Annotated in this window: 9 protein-coding genes and 1 tRNA gene; 3 read left to right on the forward strand and 7 right to left on the reverse strand. The window is 62.3% G+C overall.

Annotation, left to right across the window (positions count from 1 at the left end; all coding sequences use genetic code 11):
- Nucleotides 1–86 precede the first annotated feature (86 nt).
- Entirely contained in the window at nucleotides 87–2,039 is a 1,953-nt protein-coding gene (locus E2A64_RS04125; protein WP_133283145.1) for an acetoacetate--CoA ligase, read from the forward strand.
- A 243-nt stretch (nucleotides 2,040–2,282) separates the two neighbouring features.
- Here E2A64_RS04125 and E2A64_RS04130 read toward each other — a convergent pair whose 3' ends face one another.
- Nucleotides 2,283–6,395 (reverse strand): PAS domain-containing sensor histidine kinase, encoded by a 4,113-nt coding sequence (locus E2A64_RS04130; RefSeq protein ID WP_133283146.1) that lies wholly within the window; start codon nucleotides 6,393–6,395, stop codon nucleotides 2,283–2,285.
- Between the two features lie 273 nt (nucleotides 6,396–6,668).
- Between E2A64_RS04130 and E2A64_RS04135 the strand changes: the two genes are divergently transcribed.
- Together E2A64_RS04135 and E2A64_RS04140 are read left to right on the forward strand one after the other, a co-directional pair.
- Complete coding sequence (locus tag E2A64_RS04135) at nucleotides 6,669–7,133, forward strand: phasin family protein (protein ID WP_133283147.1); 465 nt, start codon at nucleotides 6,669–6,671, stop codon at nucleotides 7,131–7,133.
- 207 nt (nucleotides 7,134–7,340) lie between these two features.
- Nucleotides 7,341–7,417: transfer RNA gene (locus tag E2A64_RS04140), tRNA-His, on the forward strand.
- 90 nt (nucleotides 7,418–7,507) lie between these two features.
- Here the strand turns inward: E2A64_RS04140 and E2A64_RS04145 are convergent.
- From E2A64_RS04145 to gcvH, 6 genes are all read right to left on the reverse strand, one after another.
- The gene (locus E2A64_RS04145) at nucleotides 7,508–7,744 is read right to left on the reverse strand and encodes an Lrp/AsnC ligand binding domain-containing protein (RefSeq protein ID WP_133283148.1); all 237 of its coding nucleotides are present in this window, start codon (nucleotides 7,742–7,744) and stop codon (nucleotides 7,508–7,510) included.
- A 113-nt stretch (nucleotides 7,745–7,857) separates the two neighbouring features.
- On the reverse strand, nucleotides 7,858–11,139 hold the full coding sequence (locus E2A64_RS04150) for an efflux RND transporter permease subunit (protein ID WP_133283149.1): 3,282 nt from the start codon (nucleotides 11,137–11,139) through the stop codon (nucleotides 7,858–7,860).
- Nucleotides 11,140–11,150: 11 nt separating this feature from the next.
- On the reverse strand, nucleotides 11,151–12,341 hold the full coding sequence (locus E2A64_RS04155) for an efflux RND transporter periplasmic adaptor subunit (RefSeq protein ID WP_133283150.1): 1,191 nt from the start codon (nucleotides 12,339–12,341) through the stop codon (nucleotides 11,151–11,153).
- Complete coding sequence (locus tag E2A64_RS04160; protein ID WP_158285677.1) at nucleotides 12,338–12,976, reverse strand: TetR/AcrR family transcriptional regulator; 639 nt, start codon at nucleotides 12,974–12,976, stop codon at nucleotides 12,338–12,340. Before E2A64_RS04160 ends, E2A64_RS04155 begins: the two co-directional genes overlap by 4 nt.
- Nucleotides 12,977–13,210: 234 nt before the next feature.
- A complete protein-coding gene (gcvP, locus tag E2A64_RS04165) occupies nucleotides 13,211–16,063 on the reverse strand; it encodes an aminomethyl-transferring glycine dehydrogenase (protein ID WP_133283152.1) in 2,853 nt (950 codons plus the stop codon).
- A 9-nt stretch (nucleotides 16,064–16,072) separates the two neighbouring features.
- Nucleotides 16,073–16,435, reverse strand: a complete 363-nt coding sequence (gene gcvH, locus E2A64_RS04170) for a glycine cleavage system protein GcvH (RefSeq protein ID WP_133283153.1) — start codon at nucleotides 16,433–16,435, stop codon at nucleotides 16,073–16,075.
- Between the last annotated feature and the right edge of the window lie 21 nt (nucleotides 16,436–16,456).

Raw genomic sequence — 16,456 nt, forward strand, 5'->3', positions numbered from 1 at the left:
TCGTCCCTCGGCAATGCGCGTCCAGATTTCAGCTTCGCTCTGCCTGCCTCCGGTGATATCACGCTGCCCGTTAGAGGAGATTTTTCATGACTGATGCCCCACTCTGGACGCCTTCCGCCAAGCGTATCGCGTCGAGCGAATGGATGAAGTTTGCCGCCTTCGCGGGAGAGAGGGCCGGCCGGGATCTGTCGGAGCCCGACGACCTTCACCTCTGGTCGATCGAAGAGCGGGGCGACTTCTGGTCGGCTGTCTGGGATTATTGCGGCGTCGTGGGCGAGAAGGGCGGGCGCCTGGTCGAAAATGGCGACGCCATGCCGGGCGCAGCTTTCTTCCCCGATGCATCGCTGAATTTCGCCGAGAACCTTCTCGGAACGGAAGGTGACGGCCCGGCAATGCTGTTTCGCGCCGAGAATGCCCACGCCTCCCAGATCAGCTGGAACGAACTGCGTGCACTCGTCTCCCGCCTGCAGCAGGCCTACAAGGCCCATGGCGTGGGCAAGGGAGACCGGGTCGCGGCGATGATGCCGAACATGCCCGAAACCATCGCGCACATGCTGGCGGTCGCTTCCCTCGGCGCCATCTGGTCGTCCTGTTCGCCCGATTTCGGCATCCAGGGTGTGGTCGACCGTTTCGGCCAGATCGAACCGAAGGTCTTCATCGCCTGCGACGGTTACTGGTACAACGGCAAGCGCCAGGACGTGGCCGACAAGCTCGGCCCCATCGCCGATCAGATCGGACCCGAGGCCGTCATCATCGTGCCGCTTCTGGGGCAGGCTGACGACGTTGCGGGCCGCATCGACAAGGCCGTCACCCAGGATCGCTTCATCAGCGATCACGAACCGCGCGAACTCACCTTCGAGCGCCTGCCGTTCTCCCATCCGCTTTACATCCTGTTTTCCTCGGGTACGACCGGTATTCCGAAATGCATCGTGCACTCGGCCGGGGGGACGCTGCTCCAGCATCTCAAGGAGCACCGGATCCATTGCGGTCTGACGGAAGGCGACAGGCTGTTCTATTTCACCACCTGCGGATGGATGATGTGGAACTGGCTGACCTCCGGTCTCGCGGTCGGCGCGACGCTCTGCCTTTATGACGGTTCGCCGTTCTATCCTGACGGCAACGTCCTGTTCGATTATGCCGCCGAGGCCGGCTTCCACGTGTTCGGCACGTCGGCCAAATATATCGACGCCGTGCGCAAGGCAGGCCTCACCCCCGCCCAAAGCCATGACCTGTCCTCGCTGCGGATGATGACATCGACCGGTTCGCCGCTTTCACCGGAAGGTTTTACCTTCGTCTATGAGGGCATCAAGCCCGACATCCATCTCGCCTCGATTTCGGGCGGCACAGATATCGTGTCCTGCTTCGTCCTGGGCATTCCGGTCAAACCGGTGTGGCGCGGCGAGATACAGGGGCCGGGTCTCGGCATGGCGGTCGACGTCTGGGATGATGACGGGCAGCCGATCCGCGGCGCGAAGGGCGAACTCGTCTGCACCAAGCCGTTTCCGGCCATGCCCGTCGGCTTCTGGAACGATCCCGACGGCGCGCGCTACCACGGCGCCTATTTCGACCGTTTCGACAATGTGTGGTGTCATGGCGATTTTGCTGAATGGACGGAACATGGCGGTCTCGTCATCCACGGTCGCTCGGATGCCACTTTGAACCCGGGCGGGGTGCGTATCGGGACGGCCGAAATCTACAATCAGGTCGAGAAGCTGGACGAAGTGCTCGAAGCGATCTGCATCGGCCAGGAGTGGGATGACGATGTGCGCGTTGTCCTCTTTGTTCGCCTTGCAGAAGGGGTGACCCTCGACGAGGAGCTGAAGGCAAGGATCAAGACGGTGATCCGCAAGGGAGCCTCGCCGCGCCACGTGCCGGCTCGCATCATCGCGGTTGCCGATATTCCGCGAACAAAATCCGGCAAGATCGTCGAACTCGCGGTCCGCGATGTGGTGCATGGCCGGCCGGTCAAGAACCAGGAAGCTCTCGCCAATCCCGAGGCTCTGGCCCTGTACGAACATGTCGAAGAGCTCGCGCGCTGATAATCTTTAGCACTTGCGAATATATTAATAAAACCTTTTCAAGGAATTAACCACTCGCGGAAAGGTTGCCGGAGACCCTTAAAATGCAGACAAGTCCGGTAAGGTCTCGTTAAAGCCTCACGCGCATTAGTGGATACCAACGAGGGCCGCCTTGGCCCACGTGAAGTTCAGCAAGCCGATTTTTTTAGTGAGGGGTCCAGCGGGCCCCTCCTTTTTTGTCTGGCTTCGGATATTGCTGCTAAATCAGTCGGCGAGTACCCGCTGGGACGGGAAGGTGATCGTTACCAGCGTCCCCTCCTTGGGGGCCGAAACGATATCAAACATGGCACGATTTGCTTCGACCATCGCCTTGGTCAGCGGCAGGCCGAGACCGGTGCCGTCACCGCGCTTGCGCGGTGTGGGGCCGACCTGGCCGAAGGGCTTCATCGCCTGCTCGAGTTCCTTGCGCGTCATGCCGATACCGGTGTCGCGGATGCGGATCACCACATTGCCGTTGAGCTCATAGGCGGTCGAGACGACGATCTGGCCGCCGGACGGCGTGTAGCGGATGGCGTTCGACAGGAGGTTGAGCGCGATCTGCTTGACCGAGCGGGTGTCGGCGACGACATCGGGCAGGGTGGCCGAGAGGCTGGTGCGGATGATGACACGCTGGCTGTTGGCAAGCGGCTGCAGCATCGACACGCATTCGGCCAGCTGGTCGTTCAGCATCACGGCGTCGAAGTCGAGATCGATCTCGCCGGCCTCGATCTTCGATATGTCGAGAAGGTCGTTGACGATGTCGAGAACGTGCTTGCCGGAATTGCCGATGTCGTTCGCGTATTCCAGATAGCGCGGGCTGCCAATCGGGCCGAAACGTTCCTCGACCATCATCTCCGAGAAGCCGATGATCGCGTTGAGCGGTGTGCGGATCTCGTGGCTGACCCGCGCCAGGAAATCGCTTTTGTGCGAGTTCGCGGTCTCTGCGGCGCGCTTGGCTTCGCGGAGTTCTTCCTCGCTGCGCTTCCACTGGGTGATGTCGCGCAGCACCGCGCAATAGCCGTTGGATCCCGACAGACGCCCAATCGTCATGAAGAGCGGCGACAGTCCGCCATTGGCTTCGCGGCCGATGACCTCGCGCCCGTCATTGAGCACACTGGATACGCCGTTCTCGGCCAGGCCCGACAGATAGTCCATGACAGCCCGCTGGCTCTCATGGGCAAACAGCATGGCGAAGGGCTGGCCGATCGTCTCGCTGTCGTCATAGCCGAACAGCACATGCGCCGAGCCGTTCATCGAGCGGATGCGGTTGTCGTCGCCGATGATGACGACGCCGTCGGTCGCCGTCTCGAGGATGGAGCGCAGTTCGCGGACTTCGATCTCGAGGGCTGTCAGGCGCGCATCGGCTTCCTCGTCGATTGCGGCATCTTCGGCAGGCAATTCGGCGACGCTATCCTGCGGCGCGTCATCGACGGCTTCCGCCTCCGGCCCGTCTTCCGGAACGGCGACGGGGATCATCGGGTCCTTGAGTGCGAGGCTCAGAAGAAGGGCCTGACTGTCATGCCAGTTGATGGAGCGCAGTCGCGCGATCACCGGCGCCAGTTCGCCGTCCGAATGGCGCATCTGCATTGCGCCGGTTTCCTCGTCGCTGGTCAGCAGCATGTCGAGCCCGCCAGCCTCGTCGAGATCCGAAAGCGAGCTGTAGCCGGTCAACCCGAAGAAGGCAGGGTTGCCGTGGATGAGATCGTCACCCGCATGCACCAGGAGCGCGGCCGGGATCATGTCGATCACGTCTTCGGTCATGCCCGACGCGATCGCATTGCGCGGCGGCAATCCGAAATGCGGCTGGCGTGATGCGCTTTCAGGCTCGCCGGCCTCGATCTCTTCTTCTTCGCCGTCATGGGCTTCGAGCGGATCGAGGTCCTCGTCGGCATATTCGGAAGCCGGATCCGGCTCGTCGAATACGTCCGCCTCCTCCGCGCGGGGCTCGTCAACTTCCGGAACGTCCCAGTTTCGGGAGGCGGATTCTACGGCGTCGCGGTCCTCGTCGTCGAGTTCGGCCATTTCAGGCGCGGTTTCGTCGCCAGCCCCGTCGTCAGCTCGAGTTTCAGTGCCTTGCTCGGCCGCATCGGCGGCCTCGAAGCCGGCTTCGGCTGAGGGCTCTTCAGAGCTTTCCACGACGTCTTCGGCATCGTCACTGGCGGGACCGTCGACATTGTCAAACAGAGCACTGACTTCTTCCGGTTCCTGCAGCCGCCTGGATGAGGATGTCTCGTCCAACCTGTCGACCGGCAGTTCGGACTTCAGCGTCGTCACTGTCTCCGGCTCGTCATCGGCGCCGTCGGCGATCGGCTCTTCGGCGGCTTCTGGCGGACGGAAGGCCTCCAGGCTCAGACCCAGCTTTTCACCGATCTCGCGGAAGGCCGCCTGCTCGAGCGGCGTCAGCGTCTCGCGCGCCTTGGCCCGGCGTGTCTCGAGGTGGATGACCTTGTCGCTTTCCGGGCGCACGGGATCCGGCGTGAAGGTAATGGCGGGCTTTTCGCCCTGAAAGGGATCATCCTTGGGCTCTTCAACGGTCGCCGGCTCGTCATCGGAGCCAGGTGTGTCGTCCTCGTCGGATGGCGCAGCGACATCGTCCCAAGAGCCGGTCGGCTCGTCAGTCGCATCGAGATCATCACCGCTGGCACCGGTGGCGGGCAACTCCGCCACGGGCTGTGCCGGGCCGTCGTCCCGAGGGCTTTCGGCGACAGCTTCCTCGCTGGTCGTCTCCGCTTCGCTGCGGGCCAGTTCGTCGGCCAGATCTTCAGGCGTGTCCTTGATCGCCGGGGGCGAATGCCGCGTTACCGGGGTGTAAGGGCCGGGCACGAGGGCGAGGCCTATCGCTTCATCATCGTCGCGGGCTTCGCCGATGCGCACGATGCCAAAGCCGCGGAAGCCGTCGAAGCGGCGTTCCCGGGTGTAGGTGGGCAGTGCGGCCAGATCGACAGGCACCACCATGCCGGTGCCCTGGATCGGCCAGTAGACGGTCTTGCCGGACCATGTGTCCCGGCGGCTCAGCAGATCGGTGATGACGTGATCGGGGTCGAGATTGAAGACACGGGCGACATCCGGGAAGCTGCGTCCCAGAATGTCGGCAGCGTTCGGGCCGACGGCCTCTGCAAATTCGGAGGAAAGCTCCGAAAAGGTGCCGCTGCGGTCGATCTTCCAGACGAAACGCACCGGCCGGCCGTCGGGATCGAAGGTGAATTCATCTTCCGGCGCGGTCGTCTCCGGCTCATGGTCCTCGACCATTTCCGCGGAGATATCTCCGGACCCGGTCTCGTCGCCAGTCTCGTCCCTGGTCTCGTCGTCGTCTTCGAACGCCTCCTCGAGGTCGTCCTCGAACGCCTCCTCGAGGTCGTCCTCGTCCGGCTCGTCGGCCCCTTCTGGCCAGTCGTATCGATCGGCTACCGGCTCTTGCATCGAAGTCTGGGGCGGGACTTCCGCCCAGAGCGCGTCATCCTCGAATGCATCTTCGGCGGCGGGCTGCCCGTCACCGGTGTCGTCGCTGGCGGAAATGTCCTGCGCCGCGGCAAATGGCGGGGGGAGGACCTCTTCATCCATGACCGGAGGCGGTGTGGCGGCGAGTTCTTCCCGCACCTTGTCTGCGTCGAAGGCGGCAGGCTGGGAGGCGAGGGGGACATCCGTGCTGGCGGGTTCGTCTGGTGCGTCAGTCTCGCTGGCGCCGGTATCGACCACGAAAACGAGATTGAGCGCGGGGTCGTCGGTCAGCCGTCCGATCGCTGCGGGCATTTCCCCGCGTGCGCTGTGAATCATGCGCTTGATCAGCCGGTCGCCCTGCTGCTCGACATCGCGCGCCATCTTTTTCAGGTCGCTTGCGGAAAGCTCGGCCGCCTCGAAGGATGCGGAGGCCGCGAGAAGCACGCCGGTGTCGTCGAGCACGGCAACATGGGCATCGGCTTCCTCGAAGCCGCTGATGATCTGGCGCGCGCGACCGGCCAGCCCGCCGGGATAGTCGCGCTCGGCGGAAATCAGCACCGCAGGCGCGCCGCCTGGCAGCTGGATGAGCTCTACGCGCGCGCCAACCACCTTGCGCTGGAAACCTTCGGAAACGCGGATCAGGAAATCCTGCCCGTCCTTGCGGGCCAGGCCGACCACGGCGCCCGCGATCTGCCGCCTGATGGCGGGGCGGGTGCCGATACCGTCCTCGATCAATTCGTAGATGCTGGCATAGCCGAACAGGTTCGCAGCCGGCCCGTTGGCCCAGACGATGGTCTCCAGATCCGGGCTCGCAACGACAAGGGCATCACCGCGGGCGAAGCGCTCGCGAATGTCCTTGTGCACGGCAAGATCGATGAATGGATGACTTTCGTACTGCATACTGTCCTGTACCCGAGTCGCCGGCAATCGTGTGCTCCGCGTTCGGGCCAGCAGAGTCACAGTTAACGCCTCATTAATAGCTGGGACGCCTTTTCCGGTCTAGCAAGGCCTTGCGCCGTGGAGGATCAATGTCAATTTGAGGTTAACGTATTGTGCAGTGCACAAAAATTCTTGCGGAGATGTTGCAATGCACAATAATCGGTGCTATATAGGCTGCAGAAGCGGATGGGAACGCGTTTTTCCGAACCGCACAACGTTACCGAGGAGAATGAAATGGCTACTACCAAGAAGCAGGCAGAAATGTTTCAGTTCCCGGCTTTCGACGTCAGCAAGATGTCCGAAACTTACCGTGATTATGCCGAGAAGGCCATGGCGCAGTCGAAGGAAAACTACGCCAAGATGAAGGAAACCGCCGAAGGCGCGACCAAGACCATGGAAGCGACCCTCGAGAAGGCCCAGGCCGGTACCGTCGAACTCAGCCTCAAGGGCATCGACGCCATCCGTGTCAGCACCGACAATTCGCTGTCGCATCTCGAAGCCCTGCTCGGCGTCAAGTCGATGGCCGAAATGATCGAGCTGCAGAGCACCTTCTTCCGCAAGCAGGCCGACCTGATGGTCGACCAGACCAAGGCCATGCAGGAAGCAGCCCGCAAGCTCGCCGAAGACGTGTCGAAGCCGACCCGGGACGCAACCGAGAAGGCGATGAGCGAAGTGGAAGCCAAGGTCAAGGCTGCCTGATCCGTTTTCGGATCGCTCACTACCGCACTGAAGAGGCCGGGTTCGCCCCGGCCTTTTTCATGTCCGCAATCATCCGGGCGGCATGGAAAGGGGAAGAGCTTCGGATGTCTCTTTGTCAAAACCCTGCCGACCCCTCTTGCAAAAGCGGCATGAGGAAAGTATTTGAGCGGCAGTTGGAACGAAGCGCCCGCGCGGCGCTCGTCCTGTGCGATTGTAGCTCAGTTGGTTAGAGCGCCGGATTGTGGATCCGGAGGTCGCTGGTTCGAACCCAGCCAATCGTACCACCCATTTTTCTCGACAAACTGAACATGTGCATGAACCGGCAAGCCACGGTGGCAGGTCCTTGCCGTCCGCAGTGGGGCCTGTCCCTGCCGTCAGAACGCCTTGAACGTCAATGTCGTCTGGGTGCGCTCGATGCCGTTGATCGAGTGGATGTTCTCCGCAACGAAATGGCCGATATCCACATCGTCGCTGACATAGAACTTGGCGAGCAGGTCGAACGGACCGCTGACGGAGTAGACTTCGGAGGCGATTTCCCGATTGGCCAGTTCCTCGGCGACCGAATAGGCCTTGCCGAGTTCGCAGCGAAATTCGACGAAGAAACATTGCATGGAAACCGTCCTGCTTCGTTGGGCGCCCGGCGGGCGCTTGTTCGCAATTCAGGTTCCCCTTCTAAGGCAAGCGGGCGCGCCCTGCCAATAGCCGTCGCGGGAAATGCCGCCGCCTATTCGGCGGCATCCCTCGAAACGATCAGGCGCGGGCCGCGCTGTTCGCCGGCCTCGATCCGGGCTAGGCGCTCCCTGAGTTCGCCGATCTCCTCGGCATTGGCCGAGACAGTGGCACCGAGATCTTCTTCTTCCGGTTCCTCTTCCGTCGGGCCGACGAAGCGGGAGAAGATCCGCCCCAGAAGTCCCGAGAGGTCGTCCATGATCAGGAAGAAGGACGGCACCACGATCAGGCTTAACACGGTGGAGACGATGATGCCGCCGATAACCGCCACGGCCATGGGCGAGCGGAACGAACCGCCTTCGCCAACGCCGAGCGCGGAGGGCAGCATGCCCGCCGACATCGCGATGGACGTCATCACGATGGGCTGCGCGCGCTTCTGGCAGGCCTCGATCATCGCGGGCATCCGGTCCATCCCGCCACGAACCATCTCGATGGCGAAATCGACGAGCAGGATCGCGTTCTTTGTCACGATACCCATCAGCATCAGGATGCCGATCAGCACCGGCATGGAAACCGAGTAGCCCGTGAGAATGAGGCCGGCCGCCACGCCGCCGATCGCGAGCGGCAGCGAGAACAGGATGGTGAACGGCTGGATCACGTCCTTGAAGAGCAGGATCAGCACCGTCAGCACCAGAAGCAGGCCCATCAGCATGGCATTGCGGAAACTGGCCAGAAGTTCGGCCTGCACCTCCGCATCGCCGCTTTCCAGTACGCTGACGGAGGCGGGAAGATCGGTGGTGTTGACGATCTCCATGAAGTTCTTCTTCGCCGTCTCGAGAGCGACGCCGATCGGAAGGCTGGCGCCGATTGTCGCCTGGCGCTGCCGGTCGAAGCGGTTGATGGTGCTCGGTCCCTGGGTGATCTCGATATCGGCCACGGATTTCAGCGGTACGCGCTCGCCGGAAGATGTCGTGACCTTGAGATTGGCGATACGGTCGAGATCGCTGCGATAGTCACGATCGAGCTGGACGCGGATCGGCACCTGGCGGTCGTCGAGCGAGATCTTGGCAAGCGCGGAATCGGCGTCACCAATGGTTGCCACGCGGACGGTTTCGGCGATCTGGTTGGTCGTCACGCCGAGGCGCGCGGCTTCGTCGTTCTTCGGCCGCACCTGGATCTCGGGCCGGGGCAGGGCGCCCGAGACGCTGACGCCGGTCATCGATCGGTCCTGGCGCAGCCTGGGTTCGAGCAGCGCGACCGCCCGTTCGATGTCGGCCTCGTTGTTCGAGACCACATTGTAGGAGATATCGCGCTCGCCACGGTCATTGAGCTTGTAGGCGCGCACGTCGGGAATGGCAGCCAGCTTGTCGAAGACTTCGACCTCGATTGCCGCCTGGGATTTGACACGCCCGTTTTCGGTCATGCGCGGCAAGATGTAATGGACGAGCGGTACGTTGTCGACGAACCCGTTGACGAGGGTCTTGAGCATCGAATGCTCTTTCTTCTGCAGCAGGACCGCGATCGATGCCCGGCGGATGTCCATCTCGCCCCGCGGCGAGCTGCCGCCGAGGATGAAGACATTCTCCACGCCCGGGATCGGGACAATCAGCTCGCGCATCTTCTCGGTGGTCCGGTCGGTATCCGCAAGCGTCGCGCCGGGCGGCAGCTCCACGCTGACCGAGATGCGCGAGACGTCGTCGGGCGGCAGGAAGGAGCCGGGGATCTGCGCCATGAAGTAGATCGCCACACCGAGGGACGCAAAGGCGACCAGGAGCGTCGAATAGCGCCAGCGCAGCGTATGCTGGATGAGGTTGGTATAGCCCCTCATGATCGGCCCGTTCTGCTCGCCTTCCTCATGGGCGTCGCTTGTGCGCATCAGATAGGCTGCCATCATCGGCGTGATCAGACGTGCGACCAGCAGTGAGAAAAGCACCGCGAAGGCCACCGTCAGGCCGAACTGCACGAAATACTGGCCCGGAATGCCCGGCATGAAGGAAACCGGAACGAACACGGCGATGATCGTGAAAGTGGTGGCGATCACCGCAAGGCCGATTTCGTCTGCCGCATCGATCGCCGCGCGATAGGGCGACTTGCCCATCTTGATATGCCGCGAAATGTTCTCGATCTCCACGATCGCGTCATCGACGAGAATACCGGTCGACAGCGTGATGGCGAGCAGGCTCACCAGGTTGAGTGAGAAGCCGAGCAATTCCATGATGTAGAAGGTCGGGATGGCCGACAGCGGCAGGGCCACGGCAGCGATCAGCGTCGCGCGCCAGTTTCTCAGGAACAGGAAGACCACGAGAACGGCGAGGAGCGCGCCTTCCACCAGCGTGTGGAGAGCGGATTCGTAGTTGCCATAGGTGAAGAAGACGGTGTCGTCGACCGGAACGATTTCCACATCGGGATATTTCGCACGGATCTCGTCGAGTTTCTCGGTCACGGCCTCGTCGACGGTGACCTCGCTGGCGCCCTTGGCGCGGAAAACCGCGAAGGCAACCAGCTGATCGCCGTTATAGCGGGCGAAAGAGCGAAGCTCCTCATAGCTGTCGCTCACTGTGCCGAGCTCGGACAGGCGGACGAAGCGGCCGTTCGGAAGCGAGATCGTGCGGTTGGCGAGATCTTCGGGACTTGAAGCGTCCCCCAGCGTCCGGATGGTCTGTTCCCGCTCGCCGATCTCGCCGCGGCCGCCGCCCAGATTGGCGTTGGTCGCGCGCAGCTGCTGGTTCACCTGGCTGGCCGTGATGCCGTAGCTGTCGAGACGGGCCGGATCGAGTGCCACCATGACTTCCCGGTCGGCACCGCCATAGCGGTCGATTTTGCCCACTCCCTCGGCCCCCTGAAGGGCGCGCTTGATCGTATCATCGACGAACCAGGAAGCCTCTTCCAGCGTCATCCCGGGCGCATGAACGGCATAGGTCAGGATAGCCTGGCCTTCGACATTGACGCGCGTGACGATCGGTTCTTCCACATCAGCCGGCAGGTCGCCACGGATCTGGTCGATCTTGTCCTTGACGTCCTGCACTGCTTGATCCGTGGGCACTTCCATCTTGAACAGGACATTGGTCTGCGACAGGCCGTCGGAGACTGTCGAGATGATGTCGTCGACACCGGTGATGGAAGAGACCGCGTCCTCGACTTCCTTGGTCACCTGCGCTTCGAGCTCCGACGGTGCGGCGCCCGGCTGCGTGACCGCGATGGAAACGAGCGGGATGTCGATATTCGGAAAGCGCGTGATCGGCAGCGAGAAGAAGGACTGAATTCCGAGCACGATGAGCAGCACAAAGGCGAGCAGCGGCGCGATCGGGTTACGAATGGACCAGGCGGAAAAGTTCATCTCGGTTTCTCCTAGTCGGCGATCGCCGCTGTGGTTTCAGGGTCGCCCCCGACAACTGGATTGATCCGGTCGCCGTCACGCACGAAGGCGCCGGCCTTGGCCACGATCAGGTCGCCCGCCGACAATCCGTCGACGATCTCGATACGGTCGCCATCGCGAATGCCGGTTTCGACCTCCGTCCGGTGTGTCTGGCCGTTTGTGATGAGGAGAACGCTGTCGCCGTCGCGCGACAGGCTGACAGAGGTTACCGGCACGGTCACGCCTTCGCGTTTGGCTGCAATGATCTCGGCTTCGGCAAAAAGGCCGGCCTTGAGACGATCCGAATTGTCGAAGTTGATGCGCACGGTACCGAGCCGCGAGGTGGTGCTGAGCGTCGGCTCCACGAGACGAACGGTGCCGGTGCGCGGATCCTTCAGGCCGGAAACCTGGATATCGGCCTTCATGCCGGGCTCGATGCGCAGGAGGTCCGTTTCGGAGACATCGGCTCTCAGTTCGAGCCTGCCGTCGCGGATCATCGTGAACATCGCGCCGGCGGAAGCGCTGGCGATGGTGCCGACCTTGGCAGCCCGTGCGGTGATCACGCCATCCGCCGGAGCCTTCACTTCCGTGCGGGCAAGCTTCAGATCGATGTCCTTGATCTGGGCCTCGACGACATCGATGTCGGCTTGTCCGACCTTGATCGATTCCTCGACGGAGCGAACCTTGGCGCGACCGGCCACGGCCTTCGCTTCGGCCTGTTCCGCCTGAACGGTCGAGAAGGTGCCCTTTGCTGCCAGCTGCCTGGCGCGCTCGGCCGTCTTTTCGAGTTCGTTGGTATTGGCCTCGACCTCCACCTTCTGCGCTTCGAGCTGGGCGAGCCCGGCTTCCGCCTTGGCCTTGTTGGCGGCGAGCTGGCTCTTCTGCAGGATCAGCTGATCGTCGGAAAGCCGCGCAAGCACGTCCCCCTTCTTAACGGTGTCGCCGATGGCAGCCAGAAGTTCGTCGATCGCCAGGCCCTCGACCTGAGGCTGGACGAGGATTTCCTCCTGCGCGGCGATCAGGCCGCTCACGAGAATGCGGTCGACGACCTGGCTCGTCTCGGCCCGCACCGCGATGATGGGAGGGGCGAGATTTGTCTTGGCGCTGTCCGCGGCTTCTTCCGCCGCCATTGCGGAGAAGGAAACGAGTGAAAGTGCGGCTGCGAAGAGTGCTGTCCGTTTCATTGGGAAAGAACCTGTTCGTCGGATGTGGTGGTTGCAGAGGCCTCGAAGGCCATGCGCAAGGTTTTGAAGACGAGCTGGCCGAGCGCCTTGTCGTCTGCCTGGTCCGTCTTGAGCGAGCCGTAGCGGCGTTGGGCAAAGCCGTGGACCATGAGCATGATTAGCTGCGCATGCTGTTCGTAGCGCTCGAGATCGGCGGGAGAGCTTCCGCCATGGATACGCACCAGCGCATTGACGAACTTCTTGCGGATCATCCGTTCCATCGTTCGCTTCACCGCCGCGATCTCAGGCACGCGGAAGGAGGCTGCCTGCATCTCGGTCCACAAGGCGGCTTCCTCGTTCGAAAGATTCTCGATCCGGTCGCTCAACTTGGCGAGAAAGACTTCGCGTGGATTTTCAGCGGTCTCGATCTCGGCGAATTCGGCATCCAGGCAATTCATGTCGAACTGGATCATCGCCTGGATGATGGCATTCTTGGACGGAAAGTAGCGATAGAAGTTGCCGACGCTCATCTGCGCGCCTTGCGCCAGATCCTGCATCGAGGCGCCGTCGAAGCCCTTCGAGGCGAAGACGGACTTCACCGCGATCAGGATCCCGAGGACCTTCTGGTTGGAAAAATCGATAGTTGGCGCATCCATGGTGGCGTCAGCTTCCCCAAATTCGGAGTGAACAGGCACGTGGTATTGCATCGCAATATAGTGAATGAACATTCATTCGCAAGTGGATGGGAGCTGAAACCGGCCGGTCTCACCAAGTTGTGATCGAGAATGCTTAATAAATTTTGGCGAGAATTAGACGATGGCGATCAAAACGAAAGAGGCCCGCGGGACTTTCGGTCCCGCGGGCCATGTCTTTCAGCCAAGTGCCGGTATTTATTCTGCAACTTCCAGATATTCAGACATGGGCGGACAAGAGCAGACGAGGTTCCGGTCGCCATAGACATTGTCGACCCGATTGACGGGCGGGAAATACTTGGCGTTGCGGAAGGCGCCTGCCGGGAAGCAGCCGGCCTCGCGGTCGTAGGGTCGATCCCAGGCGCCGACGAGGTCCTCGATCGTATGCGGCGCATTCTTGAGCGGGTTGTTGTCCCGATCCATTGCCCCGCTTTCGATCTTACGGGTCTCCTCACGGATGGCGAGCATGGCCGTGCAGAAACGATCGATCTCCGCCTTGGTTTCCGATTCCGTCGGTTCGATCATCAGCGTGCCGGCAACCGGCCAGCTCATGGTCGGGGCGTGGAAGCCGGCATCCATAAGCCGCTTGGCGATGTCCTCGACGCTCACCCCTGCGCTGTCATCGAGCGGACGGGTGTCGAGAATGCACTCATGGGCGACCCGACCGCTCTTCGATGTGTAGAGGATGTCGTAGGCGCCGGAAAGCCGTGCGGCGATGTAGTTGGCGTTGAGGATGGCGATACGTGTCGCCTGCGTCAGACCTTCGCCCCCCATCATCAGGCAGTAGGCCCAGGAGATGGGAAGAATGGAGGCAGAACCGTAGGGCGCGGCGGAAACCGCGCCCGGCTTGCCGTCCGTCGCGCAGTGGCCCGGCAGGAACGGCGCCAGATGCGACTTCACGCCGATCGGCCCCATGCCCGGACCACCGCCGCCATGCGGAATGCAGAAGGTCTTGTGCAGGTTGAGGTGGCTGACATCGGAGCCGATATCGCCCGGCCGCGAGAGGCCGACCATGGCATTGAGGTTGGCGCCGTCGAGATAGACCTGACCGCCATTGTCGTGCGTGATCTTGCACACCTCCTGCACGGTGTCCTCGAAGACGCCGTGGGTGGAGGGGTAGGTGATCATGCAGCATGACAGCTCGTCGCGGTATTTCTCGGCCTTGGCGCGGAAATCCTCGATGTCGATATCGCCGTTCTGGCGGGTGCCGACGGGGACCACCGTCATTCCCGCCATCTGTGCCGATGCCGGGTTTGTGCCGTGTGCCGAGGTCGGGATCAGGCAGATCCTGCGGTTCGGCTCGCCGCGCGATTCATGATAGGCGCGGATCGTCATCAGGCCTGCATATTCGCCCTGCGCACCGGAGTTGGGCTGCATGGACATGGCATCATAGCCGGTGACCTGGCAGAGCTTGTCGCTCAGATCATCGACCATGTACTTGTAGCCCTCGGCCTGGTCGGCCGGCGCGAACGGATGCATCTCGGCGAATTCCGGCCAGCTGATGGCCAGCATCTCGGCTGTCGCATTCAGCTTCATCGTGCAGGAACCGAGCGGGATCATCGCCCTGTCGAGTGCCAGGTCCTTGTCCGAGAGCCGGCGGATATAGCGGGTCATCTCGCTTTCCGCGCGGTTCATGTGGAAGACCGGATGGGTCATGAACTCGGAGGTCCGTGCCATCGCGTCGGTGATGGCCGGTTCGGCCGTCAGCTCGGCGAAGATAATCGAGCCGCCGAAGGCGCGCCACACCGCTTCCACCGTCTTCGGACGGGTGATCTCGTCGCAGGAAATGCCGATCCTGCCGGAGCCGATACGCCGAAGATTGATGCCTTCGGCAAGCGCGGCGGCCATCAACGCATCCTGCTGGTCGCCGACATTGACCGTGATCGTGTCGAAGAACTCTTCGGTCTCCACCGTGAAGCCGAGCTGTTTCAGGCCTGCTGCGAGCTTGGCCGCCTTCATGTGGATGCGGCCGGCAATGGCGCGGATTCCGACTGGGCCGTGGAAGACGCCGTACATCGAGGCGATGACCGCGAGCAGAACCTGCGCGGTGCAGATGTTCGATGTCGCCTTTTCGCGGCGGATGTGCTGCTCGCGGGTCTGCAGGGCAAGCCGGTAGGCCTGGTTGCCGCGCGCGTCGACCGTGACGCCGACCAGACGGCCAGGCATCGAGCGCTTCCAGGCATCGCGTACCGCCATGAAGGCTGCATGCGGGCCGCCATAGCCCATCGGCACGCCGAAGCGCTGGGCCGAGCCGACGGCGATATCGGCACCCATGTCACCCGGCGACTTGATCAGCGCGAGGGCCATCGGATCACATGCCAGTGTGGCGATCGCCTTTTCCTCATGCAGTTTCGAGATCACGCCGGTGAAATCGCGCACATCGCCATTCGTACCGGGATACTGGAACACCGCGCCATAGACGCTGGAGGCGTCGAGATCGGTGAACGGATCGCCGACGATGATGTCGAGCCCCAGCGGTTCGGCGCGGGTGCGGATCACGTCGATGGTCTGCGGGTGACAGTCCTTGTCGACGAAGAAGGTCGTGCTCTTGGACTTGGACACGCGATGCGCCATCGCCATGGCTTCGGCGGCCGCGGTCGCCTCGTCGAGAAGCGAGGCGTTGGCGATGTCGAGACCCGTAAGGTCCGAGATCATCGTCTGGAAGTTCAGAAGGGCTTCGAGACGGCCCTGGCTGATCTCCGGCTGGTATGGCGTATAGGCCGTGTACCAGGCGGGGTTTTCCAGAACGCAGCGCTGGATCACCGGCGGCATCACCGTGCCGTAATAGCCCTGGCCGATCATGGACGTCATGACCTTGTTGCGTTTGGCGGTTTCGCGCAGATGGTCGAGCACCTCGCGTTCGCTCATCGGCTCGCCCCAGGCGAGCGGCGAGTTCTGGCGGATCGATGCGGGAATGGTGTCGTCGATCAACTGGTCGACGGAAGACACGCCGATCGTCTGCAGCATCGTTTCCATCTCGGCGGGCGAGGGGCCGATGTGACGACGATTGGCGAAGTCATACGGATTGTAGTCGGAAAGCTTGACGGTCATGCGTGATCCTCAGTCGATGATCGCCTTGTAGGCGGCTTCATCGAGAAGCGCCTCGATATCGGACGGGTTGGCGAGCTTGAGCTTGAAGAACCAGCCCGCACCGGCGGGATCGGAATTGACAAGCGACGGATCGTTGACGATCGCCTCGTTGACTTCGGTGATCTCGCCCTTGAGCGGGCAGTAGACTTCGGAAGCCGCCTTGACGGATTCAACCGTTGCAGCTTCATCGCCCTTGTCGAATTCGGCGCCTGCATCGGGCAGCTCGACGAAAACGAGATCGCCGAGCTGTTCTGCTGCGTGTTCGGTAATGCCGACGGTTGCGACATCGCCGTCGAGCTTAAGCCATTCGTGGTCTTCGGTGTATTTGATCATGTGGATGGTTCCCGTCTGAAG

It is taken from the genome of Pseudohoeflea suaedae (genome assembly GCF_004354915.1).
Taxonomy (GTDB): Bacteria; Pseudomonadota; Alphaproteobacteria; order Rhizobiales; family Rhizobiaceae; genus Pseudohoeflea; species Pseudohoeflea suaedae.

Bases quoted from the DNA above. Each gene is read 5' to 3' on its own strand.
- E2A64_RS04125 (WP_133283145.1), top strand. From the start codon at position 87: ATGACTGATGCCCCACTCTGGACGCCTTCCGCCAAGCGTATCGCGTCG.
- gcvP (WP_133283152.1), bottom strand. From the start codon at position 16,063: ATGACCGTCAAGCTTTCCGACTACAATCCGTATGACTTCGCCAATCGT.
- E2A64_RS04160 (WP_158285677.1), bottom strand. From the start codon at position 12,976: ATGGATGCGCCAACTATCGATTTTTCCAACCAGAAGGTCCTCGGGATC.
- E2A64_RS04145 (WP_133283148.1), bottom strand. From the start codon at position 7,744: ATGCAATGTTTCTTCGTCGAATTTCGCTGCGAACTCGGCAAGGCCTAT.
- E2A64_RS04155 (WP_133283150.1), bottom strand. From the start codon at position 12,341: ATGAAACGGACAGCACTCTTCGCAGCCGCACTTTCACTCGTTTCCTTC.
- E2A64_RS04130 (WP_133283146.1), bottom strand. From the start codon at position 6,395: ATGCAGTACGAAAGTCATCCATTCATCGATCTTGCCGTGCACAAGGAC.
- E2A64_RS04150 (WP_133283149.1), bottom strand. From the start codon at position 11,139: ATGAACTTTTCCGCCTGGTCCATTCGTAACCCGATCGCGCCGCTGCTC.
- E2A64_RS04135 (WP_133283147.1), top strand. From the start codon at position 6,669: ATGGCTACTACCAAGAAGCAGGCAGAAATGTTTCAGTTCCCGGCTTTC.
- gcvH (WP_133283153.1), bottom strand. From the start codon at position 16,435: ATGATCAAATACACCGAAGACCACGAATGGCTTAAGCTCGACGGCGAT.